The sequence below is a fragment of the Streptomyces sp. NPDC019443 genome (assembly GCF_044389785.1).
GTDB lineage: Bacteria > Actinomycetota > Actinomycetes > Streptomycetales > Streptomycetaceae > Streptomyces.
The window spans coordinates 237,198-260,606 of sequence record NZ_JBIRYJ010000003.1; the positions used below are offsets into that span (position 1 = coordinate 237,198).

Genomic DNA, 23,409 nt, shown 5'->3' on the forward strand with positions numbered 1-23,409 from the left:
CCTGCCGGAGGGTGAGTTGATGACAGGTGCGGCCCACCACGAGGACGACGCGGCGGGCCGTGCGGGTCAGCCCTGCTGGAAGAGTTCCGCGGGCAGCGGCTTGAGCAGCGCGTACAGATCGTCGGTGATCGGCCGATCCCAGCTGGCGATGGTCACCAGGACATTGTCGCTGCGGTCGAACTGCACGCAGGAGATACGGCTTTCGGAGAGCTTGAGGCGGCGCACGATCAGCAGGTTGTCGCCCTGCATCACCGGCGTGTCCTCGACGTCCACGACCTCGACCGGCTCGTCGTTCTCCAGCGCCAGCAGCAGCTGGGCCACCTCGAAGGGGACCTGTCCGTCCTCGAGCTCGCGGGCCGGCGAGCCCTCCGGCAGATTGCCGATGATCATCGCCGGGCCGCGGCCGCCGAACAGGTCGTACCGCAGGAAGACGCCCTGGCAGGTACCGTCCGGGGCGGGCAGCAGACCGGCGCCGAGGTTGCCGGGCCAGTCGCCCGGGTCCATGGCCAGGACATCGAAGTCCGGGCCCGCGGGTGTGGCGGCGCTACGGCGGCGGAGGAACGACATACCGCCATGGTACGTGTCCGGACGGGCCCGGCCGAGCCGGGGCCCGGAGCCTCCTGGACGCCGCCGGTCACCGTCCACGACCGCCGTCCCGGGCCACGGCCAGGACCTCGGGCATGGCCTTGGCCAGGCCCGCCTCGTCGGTGCCCGCCTTCCGGTAGACGGCGGAGAGCAACCTGGTCACGGCCTGTTCGTCGAGGTGGAGGGCGGCAGCTACAGCGGCCCTGTCGCGCCCCTGGGCGGTCAGCACGGCCGCGGACCGTTCGCGGGCGCTGAGGGCGTCGGTTTCGATGGCCCGCAGCCGGCGCGGGCGCAGCCCGGCGGCCGTGAGTTCGTCACGGGCGGCGTCCGTGAGCCCGTCGGCGCCGCCCTGCCCGGCGACCTCCAGACCGCGGTAGAGATACTCGGCGGCCTCCTTCGGGTGGCGGGTGCGGCGCAGATGGGTGCCGAGGTCGACGAGGGCGCGGGCGAGTTCGTACGCGGCGGGTGAGCGCTCGAGATGGGCGACGGCCTCTTCGAGGAGGGCCGTGCGTTCGACGCCGCCGGACACCTCGGCGGCCACGCGCAGGGCCTGGCCGATCGCCGATGCCGCCCCGAAGCGACGGGCGCGGTGCACCGCTTCGAGAGCGGTCGCGCGTGCCCGGTCCGGTGCGTCGTGTGCCTCGGCGAGTGCGAGGTGGAGCTGCCAGGGGCACCAGGCGGGGTTGCGGATGCCGCGTGGGTCGAGCCGCCTGCCCGCGGCAGCCAGTTCGACGGCCGCTTCCTTGGGCCGGCCGCGGGCGAGCAGCAGTTCGCCGTACACGGTCTGGGAGTCGGGGAAGGTCTCGGCCGCGGGGAAGGGTTCGCCGAAGTCGTGGTCCTCCGCGATCCGCACCGCCTCATCGGTGCGGCCGCGGGCGAGCAGGACCTCGACGAGGGTGCCCAGCGCGTACCACTCGACGGGCGTACGGGGCCCGACCCGTACGGCCAGGCGCAGCCCGGCCCGTACGAAGTCCTCGGCCTCCGCCAGCCGACCGCGCCGGTAGCGGATGTAGGCGAGGAGGGTGTACGCGAAGGAGAGATGCGCGCCGCGCCATCCCTGGCGCTCGAACTCCGCGGTCCCGGCGGCGAACAGCTCCTCGGCACGGCCCGGCCGGTCACCGTAGAGAAAGGTGAGGGCGACCAGGACGGGGACCTCGAAACCCCGGTCCTCGACGGCCCAGCTCAGTCCGCCCTCCAGGGCGCGCTCGGCGTGGCCGAGGGCGACGGCGGCGGGTTCGGCGCGCAGCATCGCGTCCCAGCCGCGCAGCCCGATGATGTACCGCTCGGTGAGGTCGCGTCCGGTGAGCCGGTCGGCGAGCCGGGCCAGCCGCCGCGATCGGGCCGGCGAGTCGGGCTCGTCGGCGCGGAAGGCGTCCCACATGAACTTCTCGGCCTGCATACGCAGCCGGGTGCGCGGATCGGTGGTGAGGCGGGCCTCGCGGGCGAGGGTGTCGGAGGCTTCGCCGAGCCGGTCGGAGTGGGCGAGGACCTGGGAGAGGCGGTAGACGATGCCCTGGCGCAGGGCCGGGTCGGCGATGGGTTCTTCGAGTGCGGCGCGCAGATGGTTGACGGTGGTGGCGGGTTCGGTGAGGAGAGAGGCGCAGCCCAGTTCGTACAGGACGGCGGCCCGGTCCCCGAAGGGCGGCGGTTCCCGCAGGGCGCGGGCGAGGTGGCGGCGGGCCGCGTCGGGGGCTCCGGCGCGGAGCGTCTCCCGCGCGGCCTGGCGCAGATGCTGGACGACCCACGGGTCGCCCTCGGGATGGGTCTCCATCAGGTGGCGGGCGGCGGCCGTGGAACCGAATCCGGCGTCGATGACGGACCAGGCGGCCTGGCCGTGCAGGGCGACCCGTACGGCGTCGGGGATGGCCCGGTAGACGGCGGTGGCGATCAGCGGGTGGACGAATTCGAGGGTGCCCGATCCGGTGAGGATGCGGGCGTCGCGCAGTCGGTCGGCGGCGCGGGCGGCCTCCTCGCTGCCGAGGCCCGCGACGGTCGCGGCGAGAGCGGGCGGGATCTCTGTGCCGAGTACGGCGCCCGCCCAGGCGAGCCGGACCGTCGAGGCGCCGAGGCGTTCGAGGCGTGAGATGAGTCCGCTGCCCTTGACGTCGGCGGCGAGGTCGCGCAGGAGGTGGGCGCCGGCCTCGTTGGGTTCGAGCCCCCGGTCGTGGACCTTGGCCGTGAGTTCGACGGCCTCGAAGGGGTTGCCCGCGGTGACGGCCCAGCATTCGCGGCAGAACGCATCGTCGGCGTCATCGCCGAGCTGTTCGCGTACGAGTCGTCCGACGGCCGGGGCCGTGAGGGGTTCAAGGTCGATGGGGCGGTGTCCGGCGCGGCCGGGAAGCCCGCGGAACTGCCGTGCGTGGTCAGGGAGTTCCTCGGGCCGGTAGGCGACCACGAGCAGCATCGGGAGCACTTCGGCGCGGGGCGCGAAGGCGGCGAGCCAGCTCAGCGACTCCGGGTCCGCCCAGTGGGCGTCGTCGAGGACGAGGACGAGCGGGGCGCGCTGGACGGCAATATGGGTGAGAACCCAGTCGAGACCGTCGCGCAGACCCTGCGGGTCGGGCGGTGCGCCCGCCTCGGCGGTGCACAGGCCCAGCGCGGGGCCGACAATGGCGTACCAACTCCCCAGTTGCAGCCGGAGCGCGGCGTCGGAGGAGCCTGCGAGCCGGGGCTGGATCAGCTGCCGGGCCACATGGAAGGCGACCCGTTGCTCCTGGTCGCCGCCGCGCGCGGAGAGCACCGTACATCCCTTGGCGGCCGCGCGCCGCCGTACTTCGGCAAGCAACGTCGTCTTGCCGAGGCCCGCGTGTCCGGCGAAGGCGAGGAGGGCGCCACGCGGGCGCTCCGGTGGCTCGACGCCGTCCGACCGGAGACCGACCAGTTCGCTCAACGCCTCGTCGGCGGCGGCCAGTTCGGCCTCGCGCTCGAAGAGACGACGTCGGGTCCTGCCGACGCGTCGCGTCATGGTGCACCCCCACGGCCAGGGCGTACGCCCGGCACGGTGAAGGAGTTGCCGGACGGACGTCCTCGAGGCACCTCAGGGTACGCCCGGTTGGCCGCGCGCGGGCCCGTCCGGTGAAAGGGGGTTGTAGGGGCTTGTTTCCGGATCGGTCAGCGGGAGCGGTTGTCCCCGCTCCCGCTCGTCACGCCGATGTCTGGGTCGTGCCGAGCCCGGGGGCCGACCCATTGATCTTCTCTATGGCCTGCCGGGCGTGCTCACCCGGAGTGCGGGCAGTCAAGGACGACACGGACGAGGGCACACCCTGCTGGCTCCGGTCAGGTGCGGGCCTCGCGTGGCCGGCGGTCCGCGTGCGCAGCCGGTGGCTCGCGGCCTCGTCGAGGGTCACTGGGCGCTGCATCTGGGCGGCCAGACGGCCCGCCTCCTGCCCCAGCGCGGCGATGTCCTCCCACTGCAGACGGAGCACCAGACGGAGTTCGGCCTCCCCGTCCGGGAGGGCCTGGAGAGGAGGATTGACGGGGTCATTCATGGCTGATCCTCACGGTCTCGGAACGGAATCTCGCGGGAACGCTGCGCACCCGCTTGCCGGGGTGCGCTGAGTGATACGGGAAACTGCCCCGGCGTGTTCAAAGGTGTCCGCGACGCCGAGCCCCTCAGCCGGATGGGAGGGTCGAGTACGAGAGAATGTGCGGGCCGCGGGTTCCAGGCACTGCCGACCACGCCCACTGCTTTGCAGTGCGCGGGTCACCCGCGACCCCTAGGGCCGCTTGGGCGGTCAGGTGAGGTCGAACTCCCCGTCGCGGGCGTTCAGGACGAAGGCGCGCCACTCGGCCGGGGTGAAGATCAGCGACGGGCTCTCCGGCCGTCCGCCGTTGCGCATCGCGATGAAACCCTCGACGAAGGCGATCTGGACGTCTCCCGTTCCCTGACTGCTGGACTGCCAGTCGGCGTTGCTGAGGTCGAGTTCCGGCTTGTCCCAGCCCGAAAACCTTTGCCTGGTGGTCGTGCTCTCGGCCACGTCCGTGCTCCTCCCGCATCGTCTCCGGGGCTCAGACTAGCGATCGTCTCCGATTGCGGACAGGCCGCAGAACGAGGACCGCGACCTGTCCGCCGCCACATGCCGTACGGCGGACGGTCAGGTGGTGGGCGGCTCGGCGCCGACCAGCCACATGGAGAAGAACTGCGACCCGCCGCCGTAGGCGTGACCGAGTACTTTGCGGGCCCCTTCCACCTGGTGTTCGCCCGCCAGCCCGCGCACCTGGAGGGCGGCCTCGGCGAACCGGATCATGCCGGAGGCCCCGATGGGATTGGTGGACAGCACGCCGCCCGACGGGTTCACGGGCAGATCGCCGTCGAGTTCGGTGACGCCGGACTCGGTGAGCTTCCAGCCCTCCGCCTCGGCGGCGAAGCCAAGGTTCTCCAGCCACATCGGCTCGTACCAGGAGAACGGGACGTACATCTCCACCGCGTCGATCTCCCGGCGCGGATCGGCGATGCCGGCCTGCCGGTAGACGTCGGCGGCGCAGTCCTTGCCGGCCTGGGGCGAGACGAAGTCCTTGCCCGCGAACATCGTGGGCTCGCTGCGCATCGCGCCGCCGTGCATCCAGGCGGGCCGCCTCGGCGCACGGGCCGCGCCCGCGCGGTCGGTGAGGATCATCGCGCACGCGCCGTCGGAGGAGGGGCAGGTCTCGGAGTAGCGGATCGGGTCCCACAGCATCGGGGACGCCTGGACCTTCTCCAGCGTGATGTCGTGCTCGTGGAGATGGGCGTACGGATTCTTCAGGGCGTTGCGGCGGTCCTTGTACGCGACGAGGGAGCCGACCGTGTCTGGCGCGCCGGTGCGGCGCATGTACGCCCGTATGTGCGGGGCGAAGAAGCCGCCCGCGCCCGCGAGGAGGGGCTGCTGGAAGGGGATCGGCAGGGACAGGCCCCACATGGCGTTGGACTCGGACTGCTTCTCGAACGCGAGGGTGAGGACGGTGCTGTGCACGCGGGCAGCGACCAGGTTGGAGGCGACGAGCGCGGTGGAGCCGCCGACCGAGCCGGCGGTGTGGACGCGCAGCATCGGCTTGCCGACGGCGCCCAGCGCGTCGGCAAGATAGAGCTCCGGCATCATCAGGCCCTCGAAGAAGTCGGGTGCTTTGCCGATGACGACGGCGTCGATGTCCGACCAGGTCAGGTCGGCGTCCTGAAGAGCGCGCCGGGCGGCCTCACGGACCAGGCCCGCGATGGAGACGTCCCGGCGGGCGGCGACATGCTTGGTCTGGCCGATGCCGATGACGGCCACGCACTCTTTGGATGTCGCAGCCTTGCTCATGACTCTCCCTCGAGGACGGCGACCAGGTTCTGCTGGAGGCAGGGGCCGGAGGTGGCGTGGGCGAGCGCCCGGTCGGACTCGCTTCGGTGGATGCGGGCGGCGGCCTCGCCGAGGCGGATCAGGCCCGCAGCCATGACCGGGTTGGCGGCGAGCGCTCCGCCGGACGGGTTGACCCTCACCCTGTCGTCGAGCTTGAGGGCTGCGCTCAGGACGACTTCCTGCGAGCTGAAGGGGGCGTGCAGCTCGGCGGTGTCGACGGGCCTGTCGAAGGCTCCGGCGCGTTCGGCTGCCAGCCGGGTGGAGGGCGAGTCGGTGAGGTCGCGGACGCCAAGGCTGTGTGGTTCGATGCGGTGGTCCATGCCGCGGATCCAGGCGGGGCGGACGCACAGTTCGCGAGCTCTGTCCCCGGCCGCGAGGATCACGGCGGCCGCGCCGTCGCCGATCGGCGGGCAGTCCCCGGTCCGCAGCGGCTGGACGAGGTACTCGCCCGACGGAACCGAACCCTTCAGTTGAGCGTGCGGGTTGTCCGATGCTGCCGCGCGGCTGCGGGCGGCGATCCCGGCGAGGGCGGGTTCGTCGGTGGCTCCCGCGTCGATCAGCGCCTGCGCCTGGAGTGCGGCGAGTGCGATGGAGTCGGGCCAGAGCGGGGCCACGTAGTACGGGTCGAGCTGGCGGGTCAGAACGTCGCGCACCTCGCCGGGCGAGGACTTTCCGTAGGCGTAGACGAGGGCGGTGTCGGCCTCGCCGGTGAGGATCTTGACCCAGGCCTCGTACAGCGCCCAGGCGCCGTCCATCTCGACATGGGACTCGGAAATGGGCGGCCAGGCGCCGACGCCGTCGAGGGCCATGGTGAAGGAGAAGGCACGTCCGGCGAGATAGTCGGTGGATCCCGAGCAGGTGAAGCCGATGTCACTGGTCTGCAGTCCGGTCCGGCGCAGCACCTCGTGCAGGACCGGCATCAGCATCTCGACTTCGGAGAGCTCGTCGGTGCGCCGCAGATGGTCGCTCTGCGCGAAGGCGACGATCGCCACGTCTCGGGTCACAGCAGCTCCTTGTACGTGTCGTAGTCGGCGTCGGGCTCGCCGGTGGGCCGGTAGTGGTCGGGGTGGCGGCCGCCTTCGGCCCAGACCGGTTCGACGCGCAGGCCCATCCGCACCTGGTCGTACGGGATGCCGCCGATGCGGGCGTGCAGGGCGAGGTCGGCGCCGTCGAGGGCGATGTGCGCGTAGACGTACGGCACTTCGATGTCGAGGTTCTTCGCCTTGATGTTGACGATGCAGTACGTGGTGACGGTGCCCCGCGGGCCGACCTCGACCTGTTCGTCGGTGGCGACGCCGCAGGTGGGGCAGGCGCCACGGGGAGGCACGTACACCTTGCGGCAGGACGGGCAGCGCTCGCCGACGGTCCTGCGGTCGGCGAGCGCGTTGATGTAGCCGGACTGGGCGCGGCCGGGCGAGTAGGTGTAGTCGAGCCGGGCGGGGGTGACGATGCCGGTCACGGCGTCGGCGAACTCGCCGCTGTGGCTGGTGACGTGGGCGGCCGGCTCACTGTCGTACGGCTCGAAGCAGGCGATGTCGGTGATCGCGCCTGCTCGCTCCTCGGCCCAGCGGATACGGACGCGCATGCCGCTGCGTACGGCGTCGGGCCCCGGCACGTCGAGGACGTGCAGGAGGGAGGTGTCGGCCCCGTCGAGCCTGACCAGCACCCACGCGAAAGGGGTGGCGAGTGGCTGGTCACGCCGCGGGGCGGGGTTCCAGGCCCAGGTGGTGACGGTCCCGGTGACGCCGACCTCGACGAGGTCGCGGATCTCCTCGGCGGTGGCCGGGTCGTACTCGACGGGCGGCACGAGCACTGCGCCGTCACTGCCCTTCACACCGAGGACTGTGCGCTCGCGCAGACCGGTGAGGAAGGCGGACTGGACGGGCCCGAGGGAGCGGGTGAAGGGGAACTCGACGACGAGCGGGGCGCGCAGCGTCTGGGGCGCGGGGGCGGCGGCTGTCATGGGCGGGGCCCTTTCTTGTGGGGGTCGGCGAGGGTGCAGGCGGCGGTACGGCTGCGCGGGTCGTTCCCGTAGCTGGGCTCCGCCCCAGACCCCGCGCCTCAAGCTCCCCCAGACTTCGTCCGGGGGGACCCCCACGGGGCTTGAATTTCCCGCCGGTCGGCCTGAATCTTCAGGCCGACCGGCGAAAATCAAGCCCGTCCGGCGTTTGAGGACACGGCCGAAGGCCGTACCGGGGGTCGCTCCACGCCCGCAGGGCGTAGGTGGGGCTCCCCCCCCACGCCCGAAGGCCGTACCGGGGGTGGCCCCACGCCCGCAGGGCGTAGGGGGCGGGTCTGGGGGCCTGCCCCCAGTTACGGGAAGGGGCGGGGTGGGGAAAGCTCAGGCTCGGCGGTACTGCGGGGCGCGTTTCTCCGCGAACGCCCGCGCCCCCTCCTTCGCGTCGGCCGTATCGAAGACCGGCCAGCCACGCTTGAGCTCCGCGGCCAAGCCCTCCGTCTCGGTCAGCTCCGCCGTCTCGTACACCGACGCCTTCACCGCCTCGACCGCGAGCGGCCCGCAGGCGTTGATCTGCGCGGCGATGGCGAGTGCCTTCTCAAGCGCGGTTCCGTCGGGCACGACATGGCCGATGAGCCCGATCCGTTCCGCCTCTTCCGCGCTGTACGGCCGACCGGTCAGCAGCATCTCCAGGGCGTGCGTACGCGGGATCTGGCGCTGCAGCCGTACCGTCGAGCCGCCTATCGGGAAGAGTCCGCGCTTGACCTCGAACAGGCCGAACGTGGCGCTCTCGCCCGCGACCCGGATGTCGGTGCCTTGCAGGATCTCGGTACCGCCGGCCACGCAGGACCCCTCGACCGCGGCGATCACCGGCTTGTGGGGCCGGTGGTGGCGCAGCATCGCCTTCCAGTGGAGGTCGGGGTCGGCTTTCAGCCGGTCCCTGTACTGCTCGCCCTCCATGCCCTTGCCCGCCAGGGCCTTGAGGTCCATGCCGGCGCAGAAGCCGCCGCCCGCTCCGGTGAGCACGATCGAGCGGATCGCATCGTCCTCGTCGGCCTCGATCCAGCCGTCGTACAGGCCGACCAGCATCGGCAGCGAGAGCGCGTTCTTGGCCTCCGGCCTGTTCAAAGTGAGTACCAGTGTGGCGCCTTCGCGCTGCACGGTGAGGTGTTCCGTCCCACCCATTGCCGTCCTCCCGTCTCAAGACCTAGAACAGGTTGCAGTAGGTGGGGGCCCAGTTCAATAGTTTTCTGACAGGCAGTCAGATTTCTTCGCCGTCACCCCTTCCCACTTGTGCCCGGCGGCGCTCTAATGACCGCCGAGCCGAAGTTCGCCGGGGTCAGGAGGAGCGGTGGAGTACAACCTTGCCGACCTGTTCGAGTCGGTCGTCGACGTGGTCCCCGACCGCGAGGCGCTTGTGTACATCGACCATCCCGGCACGGGCGCGGAGCGCCGGCTCACCTACGCGGAACTGGACGCCGCGGCCAACCGCGTCGCGCACCACCTCATCGACGCCGGCATCCGCCCTGGCGAGCATCTCGGCCTGCACCTCTACAACGGCATCGAGTACCTCCAGACCGTCCTCGGCTGCCTCAAGGCCCGCGTCGTGCCCGTCAACGTCAACTACCGCTATGTGGAGGAGGAACTGGTCTACCTCTTCCGCGACGCGGACCTCGTGGCCCTCGTCTTCGACGCGGAGTTCACGGAGCGGGTCGCGGCCGCGCTGCCCAAGACCGAGAAGCTGCGCCATCTCGTGCGAGTGGGTGCGCCCCCGGACGACGCGCCGCAGCTTGCCGCCGTCCCCTTCGCGCAGGCGGAGGCGGCCGCGTCGCCGGCACGGGGCTTCGGGGCGCGCTCCGGCGACGACCAGTTCATCATCTACACCGGCGGCACCACGGGCATGCCCAAGGGTGTGATGTGGCGGCAGGAGGACCTGTTCTTCTCCGGGCTCGGCGGCGGCGCGCCGACCGGGGAGCCGGTCGGTTCGCCCGAGGAGCTCGCCGAGCGGGTGGCCACGGGCGGCGAAGGCATCACCTTCTTCCCCACTCCCCCGCTGATGCACGGCACATCGACGCTGACCGCGTTCATCGGGTTCAACTTCGGCCAGCGGATCGTCGTCCACCGCAAGTTCGTGCCGGAAGAGGTGCTCCGTACGATCGAGAAGGAGAAGGTCACCAGTGTGTCGCTGGTCGGCGACGCGATGCTGCGCCCGCTCATCGACGCGCTGTCCGGGCCGATGAAGGGGACCGACTGCTCCTCGATGTTCAGCGTCTCCAGCTCCGGCGCGATCATGTCGGAGACGGTGCGCGCCCAGTTCACGGCGCTGGTACCGAATGTGATGCTGCTGAACAACTTCGGCTCGTCGGAGTCCGGTTTCAACGGCACGGCGACCGACGACTCCGGCCCGGAGAAGGGCTTCAGGCTGCGGGTCAACGCCCGTACGGCGGTGGTCGACCCGCTGACCTACGAGCCGGTGAAGACCGGCGAGCCCGGCCGGATCGCCCAGCGCGGGCATGTGCCCCTCGGCTACTACAACGACCCCAAGAAGACCGCCGAGACCTTCTTCCGGCGCGGCGACGAGCGGTGGGTGCTGCTCGGAGACATGGCCACGGTCGACGAGGAGGGCATCGTCACGGTCCTCGGCCGCGGCTCGCAGTGCATCAACACCGGCGGCGAGAAGGTGTATCCGGAGGAGGTCGAGCAGGCTCTCAAGTCCCATCCGGATGTGTACGACGCGCTGGTCGCCGGTGTGCCGGACAGTAAGTGGGGCAACCACGTGGCGGCCGTTGTGCAGGTGCGCGCGGGCGCGCTCCCACCGACGCTGGACGACATCCAGTCGCACTGCCGCACCCGGCTGGCCGGCTACAAGATCCCGCGGCAGTTGGTGATCGCGCCGGAGATCCAGCGCTCGCCGAGCGGCAAGGCGGACTACCGCTGGGCGCGGACGGTCGCGGTGGAGTCGGCCGCGCAATGACCTTCCGGCCCGTTGTCGCGCGCCCGGGCTCCCGGACGCGCGAAGCCCCGGGTCAATCGCCGCAGACGGACCGCAGCGAGCGGGCCAGCGCCACCGTGTGGAGCGCGTCGAGCTGCCGCTCGTGCCGTACGTGTGCCGCCGAGGCGATCAGCAGGCCGTCGCAGTACGGAGCCGGTCGGGCCGAGGCGGAATCGGCGATGCCCTGGACGAGAGCGGCATTGATCCGGTTGATCTCCTTGCGTACCTCCGCGAGGTCGGGTCGTTCCGTCGGCGCCTGCGAAGGGGCTGCGTCCCAGCTGCGGAACAGGGCGCGCTGGACGAGCTTGTTGGCCTCGATCTGGTCACGGAAGATCCGTACCGTCGCTTCGGGATCCGCACCCAGATCGCGGGCCTGCTGCGCCACGCTGTCGAGGACCTGCTTCTCCCGGGCCGGGTCATCGATGGGACTGCCTGTGCCGTATTTGGCCGCGGCGACCAGGTCGGCGGTGGCCACCCGCTGGGCGGAGAGATCGGCAATGGCGTGGACGCCGGAGTACGGGCCGCTCCGCGCGTCGGCCGCGGCGACGGCAGCCGCCTGCGGTACGGCCGGGCCGGCGGAGGTGGTGCCCGCTCCGGTGAACAGGAGTGTCGCGGCGGCGCCTGTGGTCAGCAAACGCCTTACGCATGAGCTCAGTTGCACGAGTTCCCCTTCCCGGGCCGACGGATCGACGTTGATCGTACGAGGCGGGGGGCCCGGCAGAGAACGGGTCCTGATCAGGCATTGCCCTCAGCCGTTGACCTCAGTCCTCGCCGTAGGTCCCGCTGACGATGCGCGCGCCGTTGAAGATGCCGAGCTGCTCCCGGAACAGCTCCAGCGGCACGCCGTTGGGGTCGCGGATGTACAGGCTGTCCTCAATACCCCGGTCCGGTCCGAGATAGTCGGCGCCCGCGTCGTCCAGCGCCTTGCGGGCCGCGTCGAACTCCGCCGCCCCCACCGACAGCGCGAGGTGCTGCACCCCGCCGATCGTTTCGGTGAAGGGCGGGTGTTCGTGGCCGGGGAAGTCGAAGAAGCCCAGCAGATTGCCGTGGCCGATGTCGAAGAAGAAGTGGGTCGAGCCGCGGTAGTCGCGGTTCTCCACCACCTCGACCAGCGGGAAGCCCAGGAACTCCTGGTAGAAGCGAATGGTCTCCTCGACGTCACGGCAGATGAAGGCCACATGGTGGATGCCCCGGGCGGTGGTCGGGGGGCGGTCGGGCATGGGGCGCAGATAGCGCTGGCGCAGCTCCTCCCTGTGGGCGAGGACGGCGTCGAGATCGGCTCCCTCGGGCTGAGGCATCGCGGACTCCTTCTCGGAGGTTGTTTGCGCGTTTCAACTATTATCCCGCATCCTCTCCCCTCACCAGCGGCTCACCGCGACAGGAAGCCGATAACCGTCCGTACGCACCAGTCCGGATCGTCCAGCCAGGGGAAATGACCGCCACCCGGCTGGAGGACGACCTCGCCGTCCGGGAACCGCGCGGCCGGCTCACCGGCCCGCTCCGGTGTCGGTACGCCGTCGAGCTCGCCCGCCATCACCAGCACCGCCGCTTCCAGCTCGGTCAGCGCGGCGCGGGTCGCGGGCGGGTCGAAAGCGCCCTCCGAGCCGTAGCGGCGGCCGCTTCGGGGTTGGACTGCTCACCGCCCGACGCGGCATGCGCCTGAGCCGCCGCGTCCCACCGCCCGTAGAAGAACGGCTCGAAGGAGCCGTTCGGCCTGCCTCCGCAGCGCGGCGTCGAAGGCGGCGTACGCCTCTTCGAACCACGGATCGTCACGGCGCAGCAGTGCCGCCGCACGGCGCTGCTCCGGCGTCGCCTGGAGCCCCACCGCCCAGGCATTGGGCGTGAGCAGCGCCAGCCGGCCGATCCGCTCGGGGTACTGGGCCGCGTACAGCAGCGCCAGGTTTTCCACCGGCCGAGTGCGCCAGCACGTCCATGCGCGAGGCCGAGGTGCTCGCTCAGCGCCTCGACGTCGGCGACCTGCCGGTCGCAGCGGTACGTCGCGGGGTCGGCAGGTACCGCGTAGTCCCCGGTTCCGCGCAGACCCAGCAGCACCAGCTGCCGGTGCGCGGCCAGGCCGCCCAGGTCACCGTAGTAGGAGGAGGCCCGCATGGGGCCGCCGGGCAGGCAGATCAGCGGCTCGCCGTGCCCCTTCAGGCGGTAGGAGAGCACTGTCCCGTCCCCGTCGTGCGCAGAGAACTTCGGCATGCGGCGATCTTCACCGGGACCGGCATTCGCAGCAATGGACTTACTCCCAGAGCGCACGTGAACGGATGGGAGCGATTTCTGGGAATCAACCCCTTGCCAGGAGACGGGACGGGCTGGATTACTGATCCCGGAACAGCACGACCGAATGATCGGTCGTCCGGTTTGGGACGGGAGTTTCCGTATGACGGACCTGCTGGACGCGGCGGAGCGGCTCAGCCGCGAGGAGCTCGAGGCGCTGCAGCTGGAGCGGCTGCGGGCGACCTTGCGCCACGCGTACGAGAATGTCGGCTTCTACCGGCAGTCGTTCGACAAGGCGGGGCTGCGCCCCGAGGACTGCCGCACGCTCGCCGATCTCGGCCGCTTCCCCTTCACCGCCAAGACCGATCTGCGCGACAACTATCCGTTCGGGATGTTCGCGGTGGAGCAGTCCGAGGTGCGGCGGATCCATGCCTCCAGCGGGACCACGGGCCGTCCCACCGTCGTCGGTTACACAGACCGCGATCTGGACATCTGGGCGGACGTGGTGGCGCGCTCGATCCGCGCGGCCGGCGGGCGGCCCGGCCACAAGGTCCATGTGGCTTACGGATACGGGCTGTTCACGGGCGGCCTCGGCGCCCACTACGGCGCGGAACGGCTGGGCTGCACCGTCATCCCCGCCTCCGGCGGCATGACCGCCCGCCAGGTGCAGCTCATCCAGGACTTCCGCCCCGAAATCATCATGGTCACCCCCTCGTACATGCTCACGCTGCTGGACGAGTTCGAACGGCAGGGAGTCGATCCCCGCTCCACCTCCCTCAAAGTCGGCATCTTCGGCGCGGAGCCGTGGACCGAGGAGATGCGGCGCGAGATCGAGGAGCGGTTCGCGATCGACGCCGTCGACATATACGGGTTGTCCGAGGTCATCGGCCCCGGCGTTGCGCAGGAGTGCGTGGAGACCAAGGACGGGCTGCACATCTGGGAGGACCACTTCTATCCGGAGGTCGTCGATCCGTTCACCGGCGAGGTGCTGCCGGACGGCGAGCACGGCGAGCTGGTCTTCACCTCGCTCACCAAGGAGGCCATGCCCGTGATCCGTTACCGGACCCGGGACTTGACGCGGCTGCTGCCGGGCACGGCCCGGGTATTCCGGCGGATGGAGAAGGTGACCGGCCGCAGCGACGACATGGTGATCCTGCGCGGGGTGAATCTCTTCCCGACCCAGATCGAGGAGATCGTGCTGCGTACGCCGCATGTCGCTCCGCACTTCCAGCTGCGGCTTACCCGCGAGGGCCGTCTCGACGCGCTCACCGTACGGGCGGAAGCGCGCGCGGATGCGACGTCCGAGCAGCGGGATGCCGCCGCGCGGGCGATCGCGACCGCGGTGAAGGACGGCATCGGGGTGTCCGTCACGGTCGAGTTGGTGGACCCCGAGACGCTGGAGCGGTCGGTGGGCAAGATCAAAAGGATCGTGGACCTCAGGACGAAGTGAAGCGGTCCCTCAGCTCGCGCTTGAGGATCTTCCCGCTGGCGTTGCGCGGCAGCTCGTCCACGAACAGGACCTTTTTCGGGGCCTTGAAGTGCGCGAGCTTCTCCCGCGCGTGGTCGATGAGTTCGGCCTCGCCGACCTCCCCGCGTGCCACCACGACAGCGGTGACCGCCTCGATCCAGCGGTCGTCCGGCAGGCCGATGACGGCGGTCTCGGCGACGGCGGGATGGGTGTAGAGGGCGTCCTCGACCTGTCGTGAAGCGACCAGAACCCCCCCGGAGTTGATGACGTCCTTCACCCGGTCGACGACGGTGTAGTACCCCTCGGCGTCGCGGACCACCAGGTCTCCGGAGTGGAACCAGCCGTCGCGGAAGGCATCCTTCGTCTCCTCCGGCTTGTCCCAGTAGCCTTCGCACAACTGCGGTGACCGGTAGACGACTTCGCCCGCGGTCCCGTCCGGGACCTCTTCCCCGTTCTCGTCGACGACCTTGGCCTCGACATGCCGCACCGGCCTTCCGCAGGAGTCCATCCGGTCGTCGTGCTCGTCGGGTCCCAGCACGGTCGCGAGCGGGCCGATCTCGCTCTGCCCGAAGCAGTTGTAGAACCCCAGCCCAGGCAGCCGCTCACAGAGCCTTTCGAGCACGGGCACCGGCATGATGGAGGCGCCGTAGTACGCCTTGCGCAGCGCGCTCAGGTCGCGGGTGGCGAACTCGGGGTGGTTCGCGAGAGCGATCCACACGGTCGGCGGGGCGAAGAGGCTGTCGGCGCGTCCCGCCTCGACCAGGTCGAAGACCGTCACCGCGTCGGGCGCGTCGATGATGGTGTTCTCCGCGCCCACCGCCAGATACGGCAGCAGGAACACATGCATCTGAGCGGAATGGTAGAGAGGCAGGGAGTGGACGGGCCGGTCGGTCTGCCGGAGGTCGAGGGCTTCGATGGCGCTGTCGTACTCGTGGGCCAGCGCCCGGTGCGTCATCATCGCGCCCTTGGGCAGCGCGGTGGTGCCGGAGGTGTAGAGCAGCTGCACCAGGTCGCGGGCGTCCCGGTCGGTGTCGTACGACTGGGGAGTGCCCAGCGCCGCGAGCAGAGAGTCGTCGGCGTCGCGCAGGGTCCGTACGGCCATGTCGTCGGGAATGTGCGGCACGAGATCCGGGTCGGCCAGCACCAGCGAACTCCCCGACTGGCGAAGGATGTACGCGAGGTCGTCGCCGGTGAGGTTGTGGTTCACGGGTACGTGCACAAGACCGGCGCGGGCACACGCCAGGAAGGCGATGAGATAGGCGTCGGAGTTGTGACCGTAGGCGGCGACGCGGTCGTACTGGCGCAGTCCATGGGCCGTCAGGACCGCGGCGGCGGTGGACACGGCGGCGTCCAGTTCGGCATACGTCCAGGACCGGTCGCGGTACCGCACGGCGGTGCCGTCGGGGGTGCGCCGGGCGCTGCGCCGCACGATTCCGTCGACTGTGCTGCTGCGTACACCTGTCATGGCGCGATCCTGGGCGGCGCCGACCCGACGGTCAAGACCGCGGATACCGAACGGGATGTTGACACCGTTCGCCCCGGCTGAGTGCATGGAGCAACGAGCTTTCACCGCAGTCCCGTTGGGAGGCACGTTGCTCTTCCGCATCCGCCTGAGACGGCTCGGGCTCACCGGCGTCGCCCTGTTGACCGCGGCGGCCGCGCTGCCGCCCGCCGCAGCGGCTGACAGCCGCCACCGCCATCCGCCCGGCGGCGGTCTGTCCGCCGTCATCCGCTACACCGAACATGGCATCCCGCACATCGTCGCCGGCAACTACGCGAGTCTCGGCTTCGGCACCGGCTGGGCGCAGGCCGCCGACCAGGTGTGCGTTCTCGCCGACGGGTTCGTCACGGTGCACGGCGAGCGCTCGCGCCACTTCGGCCCGGACGCCGCCCCGGACGGATCGCTGTCGTCGGCCACGAAGAACCTGTCCAGCGATCTGTACTTCCGAGGCGTACGCGACACGGGCACCGTCGAGAAGCTGCTCGCCACCCCCGCACCGGCCGGTCCCGGCCACCGGACCAAGGAGCTCATGCGCGGCTGGGCGGCCGGCTACAACGCCTGGCTGAAGCAGAACCGCATCACCGATCCGGCCTGCAAGAACGCCGAATGGGTGGACCCGGTGACCACGCTGGACGTGGCCAGGCGCGGCTTCGCCGTCTCCGTCCTCGGCGGCCAGGGGCGCGGCATCGACGGCATCACCGCGGCGAAACCGCCGGGCACGGCCCCGGTAGGCGCAGCCGATACGGCCGCGACGGCGAAGGCCGCTGGGGAGCTGTTCGCCGCCGAGAGCGCCGACATGGGCTCCAACGCCGTGGCGTTCAGCGGCTCTGCGACCGCGAACGGCCGCGGCCTGCTTCTCGGCAACCCGCACTACCCCTGGCAGGGCGGCCGCCGCTTCTGGCAGTCGCAGCAGACCATACCCGGCGAGCTGAACGTCTCGGGCAGCTCGCTGCTCGGCACCGCCATCGTCAACATCGGCTTCAACGACAAGGTCGCGTGGAGCCACACCGTCGCCACCGGCGTCACCCTCAATCTGCATCAGCTGACGCTGGATCCGGCAGACCCGACCGCGTATCTGGTGGACGGGAAGCCGGAGCGGATGACGAAGCGGACGGTCACCGTGCCGGTCAAGGACGGCCCGTCCGTGACCCGTACACAGTGGTGGACGAGGTACGGCCCGGTCGTCACCGCTCTGGGCCCCACGCTGCCACTGCCCTGGTCGGCCACGACGGCGTACGCGCTGAACGACCCCAATGCGAGCAATCTGCGCAGCGCCGACACGGCACTCGCCTTCGGCAAGTCCCGCTCCACTGACGACATGCTGCGAGCGCTGCGGCGCACCCAGGGCCTGCCCTGGGTGAACACGATCGCCGCCGACTCGAAGGGCCACACGCTCTTCTCCCAGTCGCAGGTGCTGCCGCGGATCACCGACGAGCTGGCACAGCGCTGTTCAACCCCGCTGGGCAAGGTGACATATCCGGCGTCGGGCGTGGCCGTGCTCGACGGTTCGCGCGGAGACTGCGCGCTCGGCTCGGACAAGGACGCGGTGCAGCCGGGCATCTTCGGCCCGTCGAAGATGCCGACGCTGCGGGACGCACCGTACGCGGAGAACTCCAACGACAGCGCCTGGCTGACCAACGCGGACCGGCCGATCACGGGCTACGAGCGGGTCTTCGGCTCCCTCGGCACACCCCGCTCGCTGCGCACCCGCGGCGGCATCGAGGACGTGGCAGCGATGGCGGACGAGGGCCGGCTGACCGTCGCCGATCTGCAGAAGCAGCAGTTCGCGAACCGGGTGCCTGCCGGGGATCTGGCCGCGGCCGACACTGCGAAGGCGTGCGCGGCGCTGCCCGCCAAGACCGCCGACCTCGCGCAGGCCTGCGACGTACTCGCGAAGTGGGACCGCACCATGAACACCGGCAGTCGCGGCGCGCTGCTCTTCGACCGGTTCTGGCGGGGGCTCACCTCGTCGGTGCCGCCGGCCGAGCTGTGGAAGGTGCCGTTCTCGGCGGCCGATCCGGTGCGCACGCCGAATACCCTCAACACCGCGTCGCCCGGCTTCGCCCGAGCCCTCGCGAACGCCGTCGCCGAACTGCGCGCGGCCGGGACGCCGCTGAATGCGCCGCTGGGTGAGCACCAGTTCGTCGTACGGAACGGAAAACGCATCCCCGTCCACGGCGGCACGGAGGCCCTGGGCGTCTGGAACAAGATCGAGCCGATGTGGAGTCCGGCGGGCGGCTACACCGAGGTGGTGACCGGTTCGAGCCACATCCAGGCGGTCGGCTGGGACGGCGGGCGCTGCCCGGTGGCGCGCACCCTGCTCACGTACTCCCAGTCGTCGAACCCCGGCTCCCCGCACTACAGCGACCAGACCGAGCTGTTCTCGGACGAGCGCTGGGTGACGTCGCGGTTCTGCGAGCGGGACATCCTGCGCTCGCCCGAACTGAAGGTGGTGTGGGTCAGGGGCTGAACGAGAGGAAGACGAAAGCGGCGAACAGCGCCAGATGGACGCCGCTCTGAAGAAGCGTGGCTCGTCCGGGCACCATGGTCAGCGTGCTCACCACGGCGGTGAGCGCGAGCAGCACCAAATGGGTGGAGTCCTCCCCCAGGACCAGGGGCCCGGGCAGCGGCATGCGTCGAGCCGGGTCTGGCTCCCGCCGGGGTGCCGCTGCTCCACTCCGGGGCTCACACGGGCCGCTCGCGCCCTTCCCAGTAGGGCGCGCGCAGCCGGCGCTTGTAGAGCTTGCCGTTCGGGTCGCGCGGCATGACCTCGATGAAGTCCACCGTCTTGGGGCGCTTGTAGCCCGCCAGTCGGCGCTCGCAGTGGGCGAGGATCTCGGCCGCCAGCGCAGCCCCCGGCTCGTGTCCCTCGGCCGGCTCGACGACCGCCTTGACCTCCTCGCCCCAGTCCGCGTGCGGAATGCCGAAGGCGGCCGCGTCGGCGACGGCGGGATGAGTGAGCAGGGCCGACTCGATCTCGGCGGGGTAGATGTTGACGCCGCCCGAGATGATCATGTCGATCTTGCGGTCGCGGAGGAAGAGATAGCCGTCCTCGTCGAGGATCCCGAGGTCGCCGACGGTGAAGAAGTCTCCGATGCGGTTCTTCTGCGTCTTGGACTCGTCCTTGTGGTAGCTGAAGCCACCGGTGCTCATCTTCATATAGACGGTGCCCAGCTCGCCGGGCGGGAGCCTGTTGCCGTCGTCGTCGAAGACAGCGAGTTCGCTGATCGGCCAGGCCTTGCCGACGCTGCCGGGCTTCTTCAGCCAGTCCTCGGCGGTCGCGAATGCGCCGCCGCCCTCGCTCGCCGCGTAGTACTCCTCGACGCAGCTTCCCCACCAGTCGATCATCGCCCGCTTCACATGGTCGGGGCAGGGGGCCGCGCCATGGATGGCATGCCGCATGGATGAGACGTCGTACCGCTCCTTCACAGCGTCGGGCAGCGCGAGCAGCCGGTGGAACTGTGTCGGCACCATATGCGTGTGTGTGCAGGCGTACGCGTCGACGAGGCGCAGCATCTCCACCGGCGTCCACTTGTCCATCAGGACCAGCGGGTGCCCGATGTGCAGGGCGGCGCCCGCGAATTGGAGTACGGCGGTGTGGTAGAGCGGCGAGCACACCAGATGGACGTTGTCGTCGAACGGCTTGATGCCGAAGATGGCGAGGAAGCCGCCGAGGTGGGCCTCCTCGGGGAGCTTGCCGGTCAGCGGGCGGCGGATGCCGCGCGGTCGGCCGGTGGTGCCCGAGGTGTAGTTCATGACCCAGCCGAGCGACCGGTCTGCGGGCACCGACTCCGGCTGTCCGTCGAGGAGTTCGGCATACGGGCAAAATCCCGGGACACTGCCCACGGCATAGCGGTGCCCGGCGGGCAGCTTGGCCTCGTCGGCGGCCGCGGTCGCCGTTTCGGCGAACCGTTCGTGCGCGATCAGCACCTTGGCGCCCGAGTCGGCGACGATCCACGCGATCTCGGGGCCGACGAGGTGGTGGTTGACGGGGACGAGATAGAGACCGGCCTGGGAGGCGGCGAGGTAGGCGGTGAGGAACTCGACGCCGTTGGGCAGGACGACGGCGAACGTGTCGCCCTTTTCCAGACCGGCCGCGCGCAGGCCGTGAACGAGCCTGTTCACGGCGGCGTGCAGCCGTCCGGCGGTCCACTGCTCGCCGTCCGGGGCGATCAGGATCGTACGGTCCGGGTCCGCGGCCGCCTGTGCCCAGAACCCTCCCGCAGACTCCGTCCGGGGGGACCTCCACGGCCGTTCGGTCATGACCGGCTCCTTCCGGCGATGCGGTTGATACGGTCCACGGCCCGCTCGAAACCGCGGGTCAGTTCGTCGAAGGCGTCCTGCGCGCTGCGCTCGGAGTTCATCCGGCCGACGATCTGGCCGACGGGTGTGCCGAGCAGCGGGCCCACTTCGTACTTCTGGATCCGGGAGACGGCGTCGGCGACGAGCAGTCCCTGGAGCGGCATGGGAAGGGTGCCTGGTCCGTTCGGGTCGTCCCAGGCGTCGGTCCACTCGGTACGCAGCTGGCGGGCGGGTTTGCCGGTCAGGGCGCGGGAGCGGACGGTGTCGCCGGAGCCGGCGGCGAGGAGTTTGGCGGTGAGCGCGCGGGAGTGGAGGTCGGCCTCGTGGGTGGTGAGCCAGAGGGATCCGAGCCAGGCGCCCTGCGCGCCCAGGGCGAGTGCGGCGGCGATCTGTTCGCCGCTGCCGATGCCGCCGGCGGCGAGTACGGGCAGGGGGTTCACGGCATCGACGACTTCGGGCGTGAGCACCATGGAGGCGATCTCACCGGTGTGGCCGCCCGCTTCGTAGCCCTGCGCGACGACGATGTCGATGCCGGCTTCGGCGTGGCGCTTGGCGTGTTTGGCGCTTCCCGCGAGGGCCGCGACGAGGACGCCGTGGTCGTGGGCGCGCTGGACGACGTCCGCGGGCGGGGAGCCGAGGGCGTTGGCGAGCAGTTTGATCGGATAGTCGAAGGCGACGTCGAGCTGGTTGCGGGCGACTTGCTCCATCCAGCCGGTGATACGCCAGCCGGAGGCCTCGCCCTCGGGGAGGTCGGGAACGCCGTGCTTGGCGAGGGTGTCCCTGACGAACTGCCGGTGTCCTTCGGGGATCATCGCCTCGACGTCGGCCTCGGTCACGCCCTCGACCTTCTTGGCGGGCATGACGACATCGAGGCCGTACGGCTTGCCTCCGGTGTGCTCCTGCATCCAGTCCAGGTCGTGTTTGAGGTCGTCGGGCGCGGTGTAGCGGACCGCGCCGAGCACCCCGAATCCGCCGGCCCGGGTGATGGCGGCGGCCACCGCCGGGAACGGGGTGAAGCCGAAGATGGCGTGCTCGATCCCCAGTTTCTTGCTCAGCTCCGTCTCCATGGGCGGCAGGATGCCGCAGCCCGGCGGACGAGGGAAGAGATTTTCTGATGCGGTGTCAGATTCTTTGGGTGGTTGACAGCACCCGGACCCGGCAAGAAAGTTTCACTGCCGTGTCAGATCCCGAAAGATACTTTCAGGAGAGGGTTCCGGATGACAGAGGACGCAGCGGGCAGAGGGATCAGCCGCCGGAGGCTGGGCAGCGGAGTACTGGCGCTGGGCGGAGCGCTCGCGCTGGCGTCCATTCCCTTCGCGGAGGCGGCGTCGGGGTCGGGCTCGGGTTCGGGTTCGGGTTCGGGTTCGGGTTCGCGAGCAGGTTCAGCTTCGGAGTCGGGCAATGGATCCGGGCGGCCGACTCTGCGGCGCGGCTCCGCCGAGCGGGCCGGGCTGATCCCTCGTCATCTGGACCAACTCGTCACCGACGCGGAGAGGTTCCTCGCCCCCTCCCCCAAACACCCGTGGTACGCGGGAGCTGTGCTGCTCGCGGGGCGAGGCGGCACTGTGGCGCTGCACCGGCCCATCGGCAAGGCCGTGCGCTACATGGCGTACGACGAGAGGACCGACACGGGCGTGGAGTTCCCGGCCGACCGGCAGATCCCGATGGCCGAGGACACCGTCTTCGATCTGGCGTCGGTCTCCAAGCTCTTCACCTCGATCCTCGCCGTGCAACAGATCGAGCGGGGCACGCTGGAGCTTCAGGCCACCGTCGCCTCCTACCTCCCGGACTTCGGGGGCGCGGGCAAGCAGGACATCACCGTGCGCCAGCTACTGACCCACACTTCCGGGTTCCGCGCCTGGATTCCGCTGTACAAGGAGCCGACGCGGGAGGGCAAGCTCCGGCTGCTGTGGAACGAGGCCCCGGCCAGCACTCCCGGCACCAAGTACCTCTACTCCGACCTCAATCTGATCTCGCTGCAGCTGATCCTGGAGGAGATCACCGGTCGCCCCCTGGATGTGCTGCTCCAGAGCGAGATCACTGCTCCGCTCGGGATGCACCGCACTCTCTTCAACCCGCCCGCCTCCTGGAAGCCGAAGATCGCCGCCACCGAGGACGCCCGGCCGCCCTGGTCGGGCCTGGACCGCGGACTGGTCTGGGGCGAGGTGCACGACGAGAACGCCTACAGCTTCGGCGGCGTCGCGGGCCACGCGGGTGTCTTCTCCTGCGCCTGGGACCTCGCGATCCTCGCCCGTACCCTCCTCAACGGCGGTGTCTACGGACTGTCCCGCATCCTGCTCCCGGCGTCCGTGGAGCTGATGTTCACCGACTTCAACACCGCCTTCCCCGGCGACGAACACGGCCTCGGCTTCGAGCTCTACCAGCACTGGTACATGGGCGCGATGGCCACACCCCGCACCGCGGGCCACACCGGCTTCACCGGCACCAGCCTGGTCCTCGACCCGAGCACCGACTCCTTCCTGATCGTGCTCGGCAACTCTGTCCACCCGGTGCGCAGTTGGCGCTCCGGAAGCGCCCCGCGCGTCGCCGCCGCCAACAACATGGCCCGCGCGGTCCCCGTCCGGCCCGCGCGCGGACGGACCGCCTGGTTCTCCGGCATGGCCGGCTCCACATCCGCCACGCTCACCCTGCCCGCGCTCGCCCTCGCCTCGGAGCAGGCGCGGCTGCGGTGCCGACTGTGGTGGGACACCGAACCGGGTTCGGACGCCGTGTTCCTTGAGGCGTCGGCGGACGACGGGGCGACCTGGAGGGCGGTGCCGTTCACCACCGTACGGGGGGCGGCCGAGCCGCAGCCGCACCCGGCGGGGTCGGTGACCGGCTGGTCCGGGCGTGTCTGGCAACTGCTGACCGCCGATCTCTCGGCGTGGTGCGGCGCGAAGGTGCGGCTGCGCTGGCGATATGCGACCGACCAGCTCTATGTGGGCCGCGGAGTGTACGTGGACGGCCTGCGGGTCGAGGACCGCGGACGTCCGGTCTTCGACGAGGCCAGACCCGGGGACGCCGCTCTGATCGAGGTCAACGGCTGGACGGCGTCGCGGGACTGAC

The 23,409-nt window shown here is 70.6% G+C and carries 17 protein-coding genes and 2 pseudogenes; 4 read left to right on the forward strand and 15 right to left on the reverse strand.

Features of this window, described 5'->3' with window-relative positions; genetic code table 11:
• Positions 1 to 66 precede the first annotated feature (66 nt).
• From ACH492_RS11505 to ACH492_RS11540, 8 genes are all read right to left on the reverse strand, one after another.
• Entirely contained in the window at positions 67 to 567 is a 501-nt protein-coding gene (locus ACH492_RS11505; RefSeq protein ID WP_307665276.1) for a hypothetical protein, read from the reverse strand.
• Positions 568 to 634: 67 nt separating this feature from the next.
• Positions 635 to 3,550, reverse strand: a complete 2,916-nt coding sequence (locus ACH492_RS11510; protein ID WP_398985199.1) for an ATP-binding protein — start codon at positions 3,548 to 3,550, stop codon at positions 635 to 637.
• 178 nt (positions 3,551 to 3,728) lie between these two features.
• Positions 3,729 to 4,073 carry a hypothetical protein gene (locus ACH492_RS11515; RefSeq protein WP_307665274.1) on the reverse strand — a complete coding sequence of 115 codons (345 nt, stop codon included), beginning with the start codon at positions 4,071 to 4,073 and terminating at the stop codon, positions 3,729 to 3,731.
• 246 nt (positions 4,074 to 4,319) lie between these two features.
• Entirely contained in the window at positions 4,320 to 4,562 is a 243-nt protein-coding gene (locus ACH492_RS11520) for a DUF397 domain-containing protein (protein WP_307665273.1), read from the reverse strand.
• A gap of 117 nt (positions 4,563 to 4,679) precedes the next feature.
• On the reverse strand, positions 4,680 to 5,861 hold the full coding sequence (locus ACH492_RS11525; RefSeq protein ID WP_398985202.1) for a thiolase domain-containing protein: 1,182 nt from the start codon (positions 5,859 to 5,861) through the stop codon (positions 4,680 to 4,682).
• Entirely contained in the window at positions 5,858 to 6,904 is a 1,047-nt protein-coding gene (locus tag ACH492_RS11530) for a thiolase domain-containing protein (protein WP_398985204.1), read from the reverse strand. Before ACH492_RS11530 ends, ACH492_RS11525 begins: the two co-directional genes overlap by 4 nt.
• Entirely contained in the window at positions 6,901 to 7,863 is a 963-nt protein-coding gene (locus ACH492_RS11535) for a Zn-ribbon domain-containing OB-fold protein (protein ID WP_398985206.1), read from the reverse strand. Before ACH492_RS11535 ends, ACH492_RS11530 begins: the two co-directional genes overlap by 4 nt.
• Positions 7,864 to 8,241: 378 nt before the next feature.
• Positions 8,242 to 9,042: a crotonase/enoyl-CoA hydratase family protein gene (locus ACH492_RS11540; RefSeq protein WP_398985208.1), complete on the reverse strand. Its 801-nt coding sequence runs from the start codon at positions 9,040 to 9,042 to the stop codon at positions 8,242 to 8,244.
• 166 nt (positions 9,043 to 9,208) lie between these two features.
• On the opposite strand from ACH492_RS11540, the gene ACH492_RS11545 reads away from it, so the two are divergent.
• Positions 9,209 to 10,831, forward strand: a complete 1,623-nt coding sequence (locus ACH492_RS11545) for an acyl-CoA synthetase (RefSeq protein ID WP_398985210.1) — start codon at positions 9,209 to 9,211, stop codon at positions 10,829 to 10,831.
• A gap of 52 nt (positions 10,832 to 10,883) precedes the next feature.
• Here the strand turns inward: ACH492_RS11545 and ACH492_RS11550 are convergent, their stop codons facing one another.
• From ACH492_RS11550 to ACH492_RS11560, 3 genes and pseudogenes are all read right to left on the reverse strand, one after another.
• Entirely contained in the window at positions 10,884 to 11,483 is a 600-nt protein-coding gene (locus ACH492_RS11550) for a chorismate mutase (protein ID WP_398985212.1), read from the reverse strand.
• A 127-nt stretch (positions 11,484 to 11,610) separates the two neighbouring features.
• Positions 11,611 to 12,147, reverse strand: a complete 537-nt coding sequence (locus tag ACH492_RS11555) for a VOC family protein (RefSeq protein ID WP_398985214.1) — start codon at positions 12,145 to 12,147, stop codon at positions 11,611 to 11,613.
• Between the two features lie 71 nt (positions 12,148 to 12,218).
• Positions 12,219 to 13,054, reverse strand: a pseudogene (locus ACH492_RS11560) (alpha/beta fold hydrolase).
• A 181-nt stretch (positions 13,055 to 13,235) separates the two neighbouring features.
• On the opposite strand from ACH492_RS11560, the gene paaK reads away from it, so the two are divergent.
• Positions 13,236 to 14,522 carry a phenylacetate--CoA ligase PaaK gene (gene paaK / locus ACH492_RS11565; RefSeq protein WP_398985217.1) on the forward strand — a complete coding sequence of 429 codons (1,287 nt, stop codon included), beginning with the start codon at positions 13,236 to 13,238 and terminating at the stop codon, positions 14,520 to 14,522.
• Here paaK and ACH492_RS11570 read toward each other — a convergent pair.
• A complete protein-coding gene (locus ACH492_RS11570) occupies positions 14,509 to 16,005 on the reverse strand; it encodes an acyl-CoA synthetase (RefSeq protein ID WP_398985219.1) in 1,497 nt (498 codons plus the stop codon). The two genes, paaK and ACH492_RS11570, sit on opposite strands and share 14 nt — an antisense overlap.
• A gap of 85 nt (positions 16,006 to 16,090) precedes the next feature.
• Between ACH492_RS11570 and ACH492_RS11575 the strand changes: the two genes are divergently transcribed.
• Entirely contained in the window at positions 16,091 to 18,511 is a 2,421-nt protein-coding gene (locus ACH492_RS11575; RefSeq protein ID WP_398985220.1) for a penicillin acylase family protein, read from the forward strand.
• Here ACH492_RS11575 and ACH492_RS11580 read toward each other — a convergent pair.
• The 3 genes and pseudogenes from ACH492_RS11580 to ACH492_RS11590 all read right to left on the reverse strand — a co-directional run.
• A pseudogene (locus ACH492_RS11580) lies at positions 18,501 to 18,668 on the reverse strand (ionic transporter y4hA); the annotation flags it as partial. The gene ACH492_RS11575 and the pseudogene ACH492_RS11580 sit on opposite strands and share 11 nt — an antisense overlap.
• Positions 18,669 to 18,726: 58 nt before the next feature.
• Positions 18,727 to 20,304 carry an acyl-CoA synthetase gene (locus ACH492_RS11585; protein ID WP_398985222.1) on the reverse strand — a complete coding sequence of 526 codons (1,578 nt, stop codon included), beginning with the start codon at positions 20,302 to 20,304 and terminating at the stop codon, positions 18,727 to 18,729.
• Complete coding sequence (locus tag ACH492_RS11590; RefSeq protein WP_398985224.1) at positions 20,301 to 21,410, reverse strand: NAD(P)H-dependent flavin oxidoreductase; 1,110 nt, start codon at positions 21,408 to 21,410, stop codon at positions 20,301 to 20,303. Before ACH492_RS11590 ends, ACH492_RS11585 begins: the two co-directional genes overlap by 4 nt.
• A gap of 150 nt (positions 21,411 to 21,560) precedes the next feature.
• On the opposite strand from ACH492_RS11590, the gene ACH492_RS11595 reads away from it, so the two are divergent.
• On the forward strand, positions 21,561 to 23,408 hold the full coding sequence (locus ACH492_RS11595) for a serine hydrolase (RefSeq protein WP_398985226.1): 1,848 nt from the start codon (positions 21,561 to 21,563) through the stop codon (positions 23,406 to 23,408).
• Position 23,409 lies beyond the last annotated feature (1 nt).

Excerpts from the sequence above, each read along its gene's own strand:
- ACH492_RS11515 (WP_307665274.1), bottom strand. The coding sequence starts at position 4,073 with ATGAATGACCCCGTCAATCCTCCTCTCCAGGCCCTCCCGGACGGGGAG.
- ACH492_RS11570 (WP_398985219.1), bottom strand. The coding sequence starts at position 16,005 with ATGACAGGTGTACGCAGCAGCACAGTCGACGGAATCGTGCGGCGCAGC.
- paaK (WP_398985217.1), top strand. The coding sequence starts at position 13,236 with ATGACGGACCTGCTGGACGCGGCGGAGCGGCTCAGCCGCGAGGAGCTC.
- ACH492_RS11535 (WP_398985206.1), bottom strand. The coding sequence starts at position 7,863 with ATGACAGCCGCCGCCCCCGCGCCCCAGACGCTGCGCGCCCCGCTCGTC.
- ACH492_RS11555 (WP_398985214.1), bottom strand. The coding sequence starts at position 12,147 with ATGCCTCAGCCCGAGGGAGCCGATCTCGACGCCGTCCTCGCCCACAGG.
- ACH492_RS11590 (WP_398985224.1), bottom strand. The coding sequence starts at position 21,410 with ATGGAGACGGAGCTGAGCAAGAAACTGGGGATCGAGCACGCCATCTTC.
- ACH492_RS11575 (WP_398985220.1), top strand. The coding sequence starts at position 16,091 with ATGGAGCAACGAGCTTTCACCGCAGTCCCGTTGGGAGGCACGTTGCTC.
- ACH492_RS11585 (WP_398985222.1), bottom strand. The coding sequence starts at position 20,304 with ATGACCGAACGGCCGTGGAGGTCCCCCCGGACGGAGTCTGCGGGAGGG.
- ACH492_RS11540 (WP_398985208.1), bottom strand. The coding sequence starts at position 9,042 with ATGGGTGGGACGGAACACCTCACCGTGCAGCGCGAAGGCGCCACACTG.
- ACH492_RS11595 (WP_398985226.1), top strand. The coding sequence starts at position 21,561 with ATGACAGAGGACGCAGCGGGCAGAGGGATCAGCCGCCGGAGGCTGGGC.
- ACH492_RS11525 (WP_398985202.1), bottom strand. The coding sequence starts at position 5,861 with ATGAGCAAGGCTGCGACATCCAAAGAGTGCGTGGCCGTCATCGGCATC.
- ACH492_RS11505 (WP_307665276.1), bottom strand. The coding sequence starts at position 567 with ATGTCGTTCCTCCGCCGCCGTAGCGCCGCCACACCCGCGGGCCCGGAC.
- ACH492_RS11510 (WP_398985199.1), bottom strand. The coding sequence starts at position 3,550 with ATGACGCGACGCGTCGGCAGGACCCGACGTCGTCTCTTCGAGCGCGAG.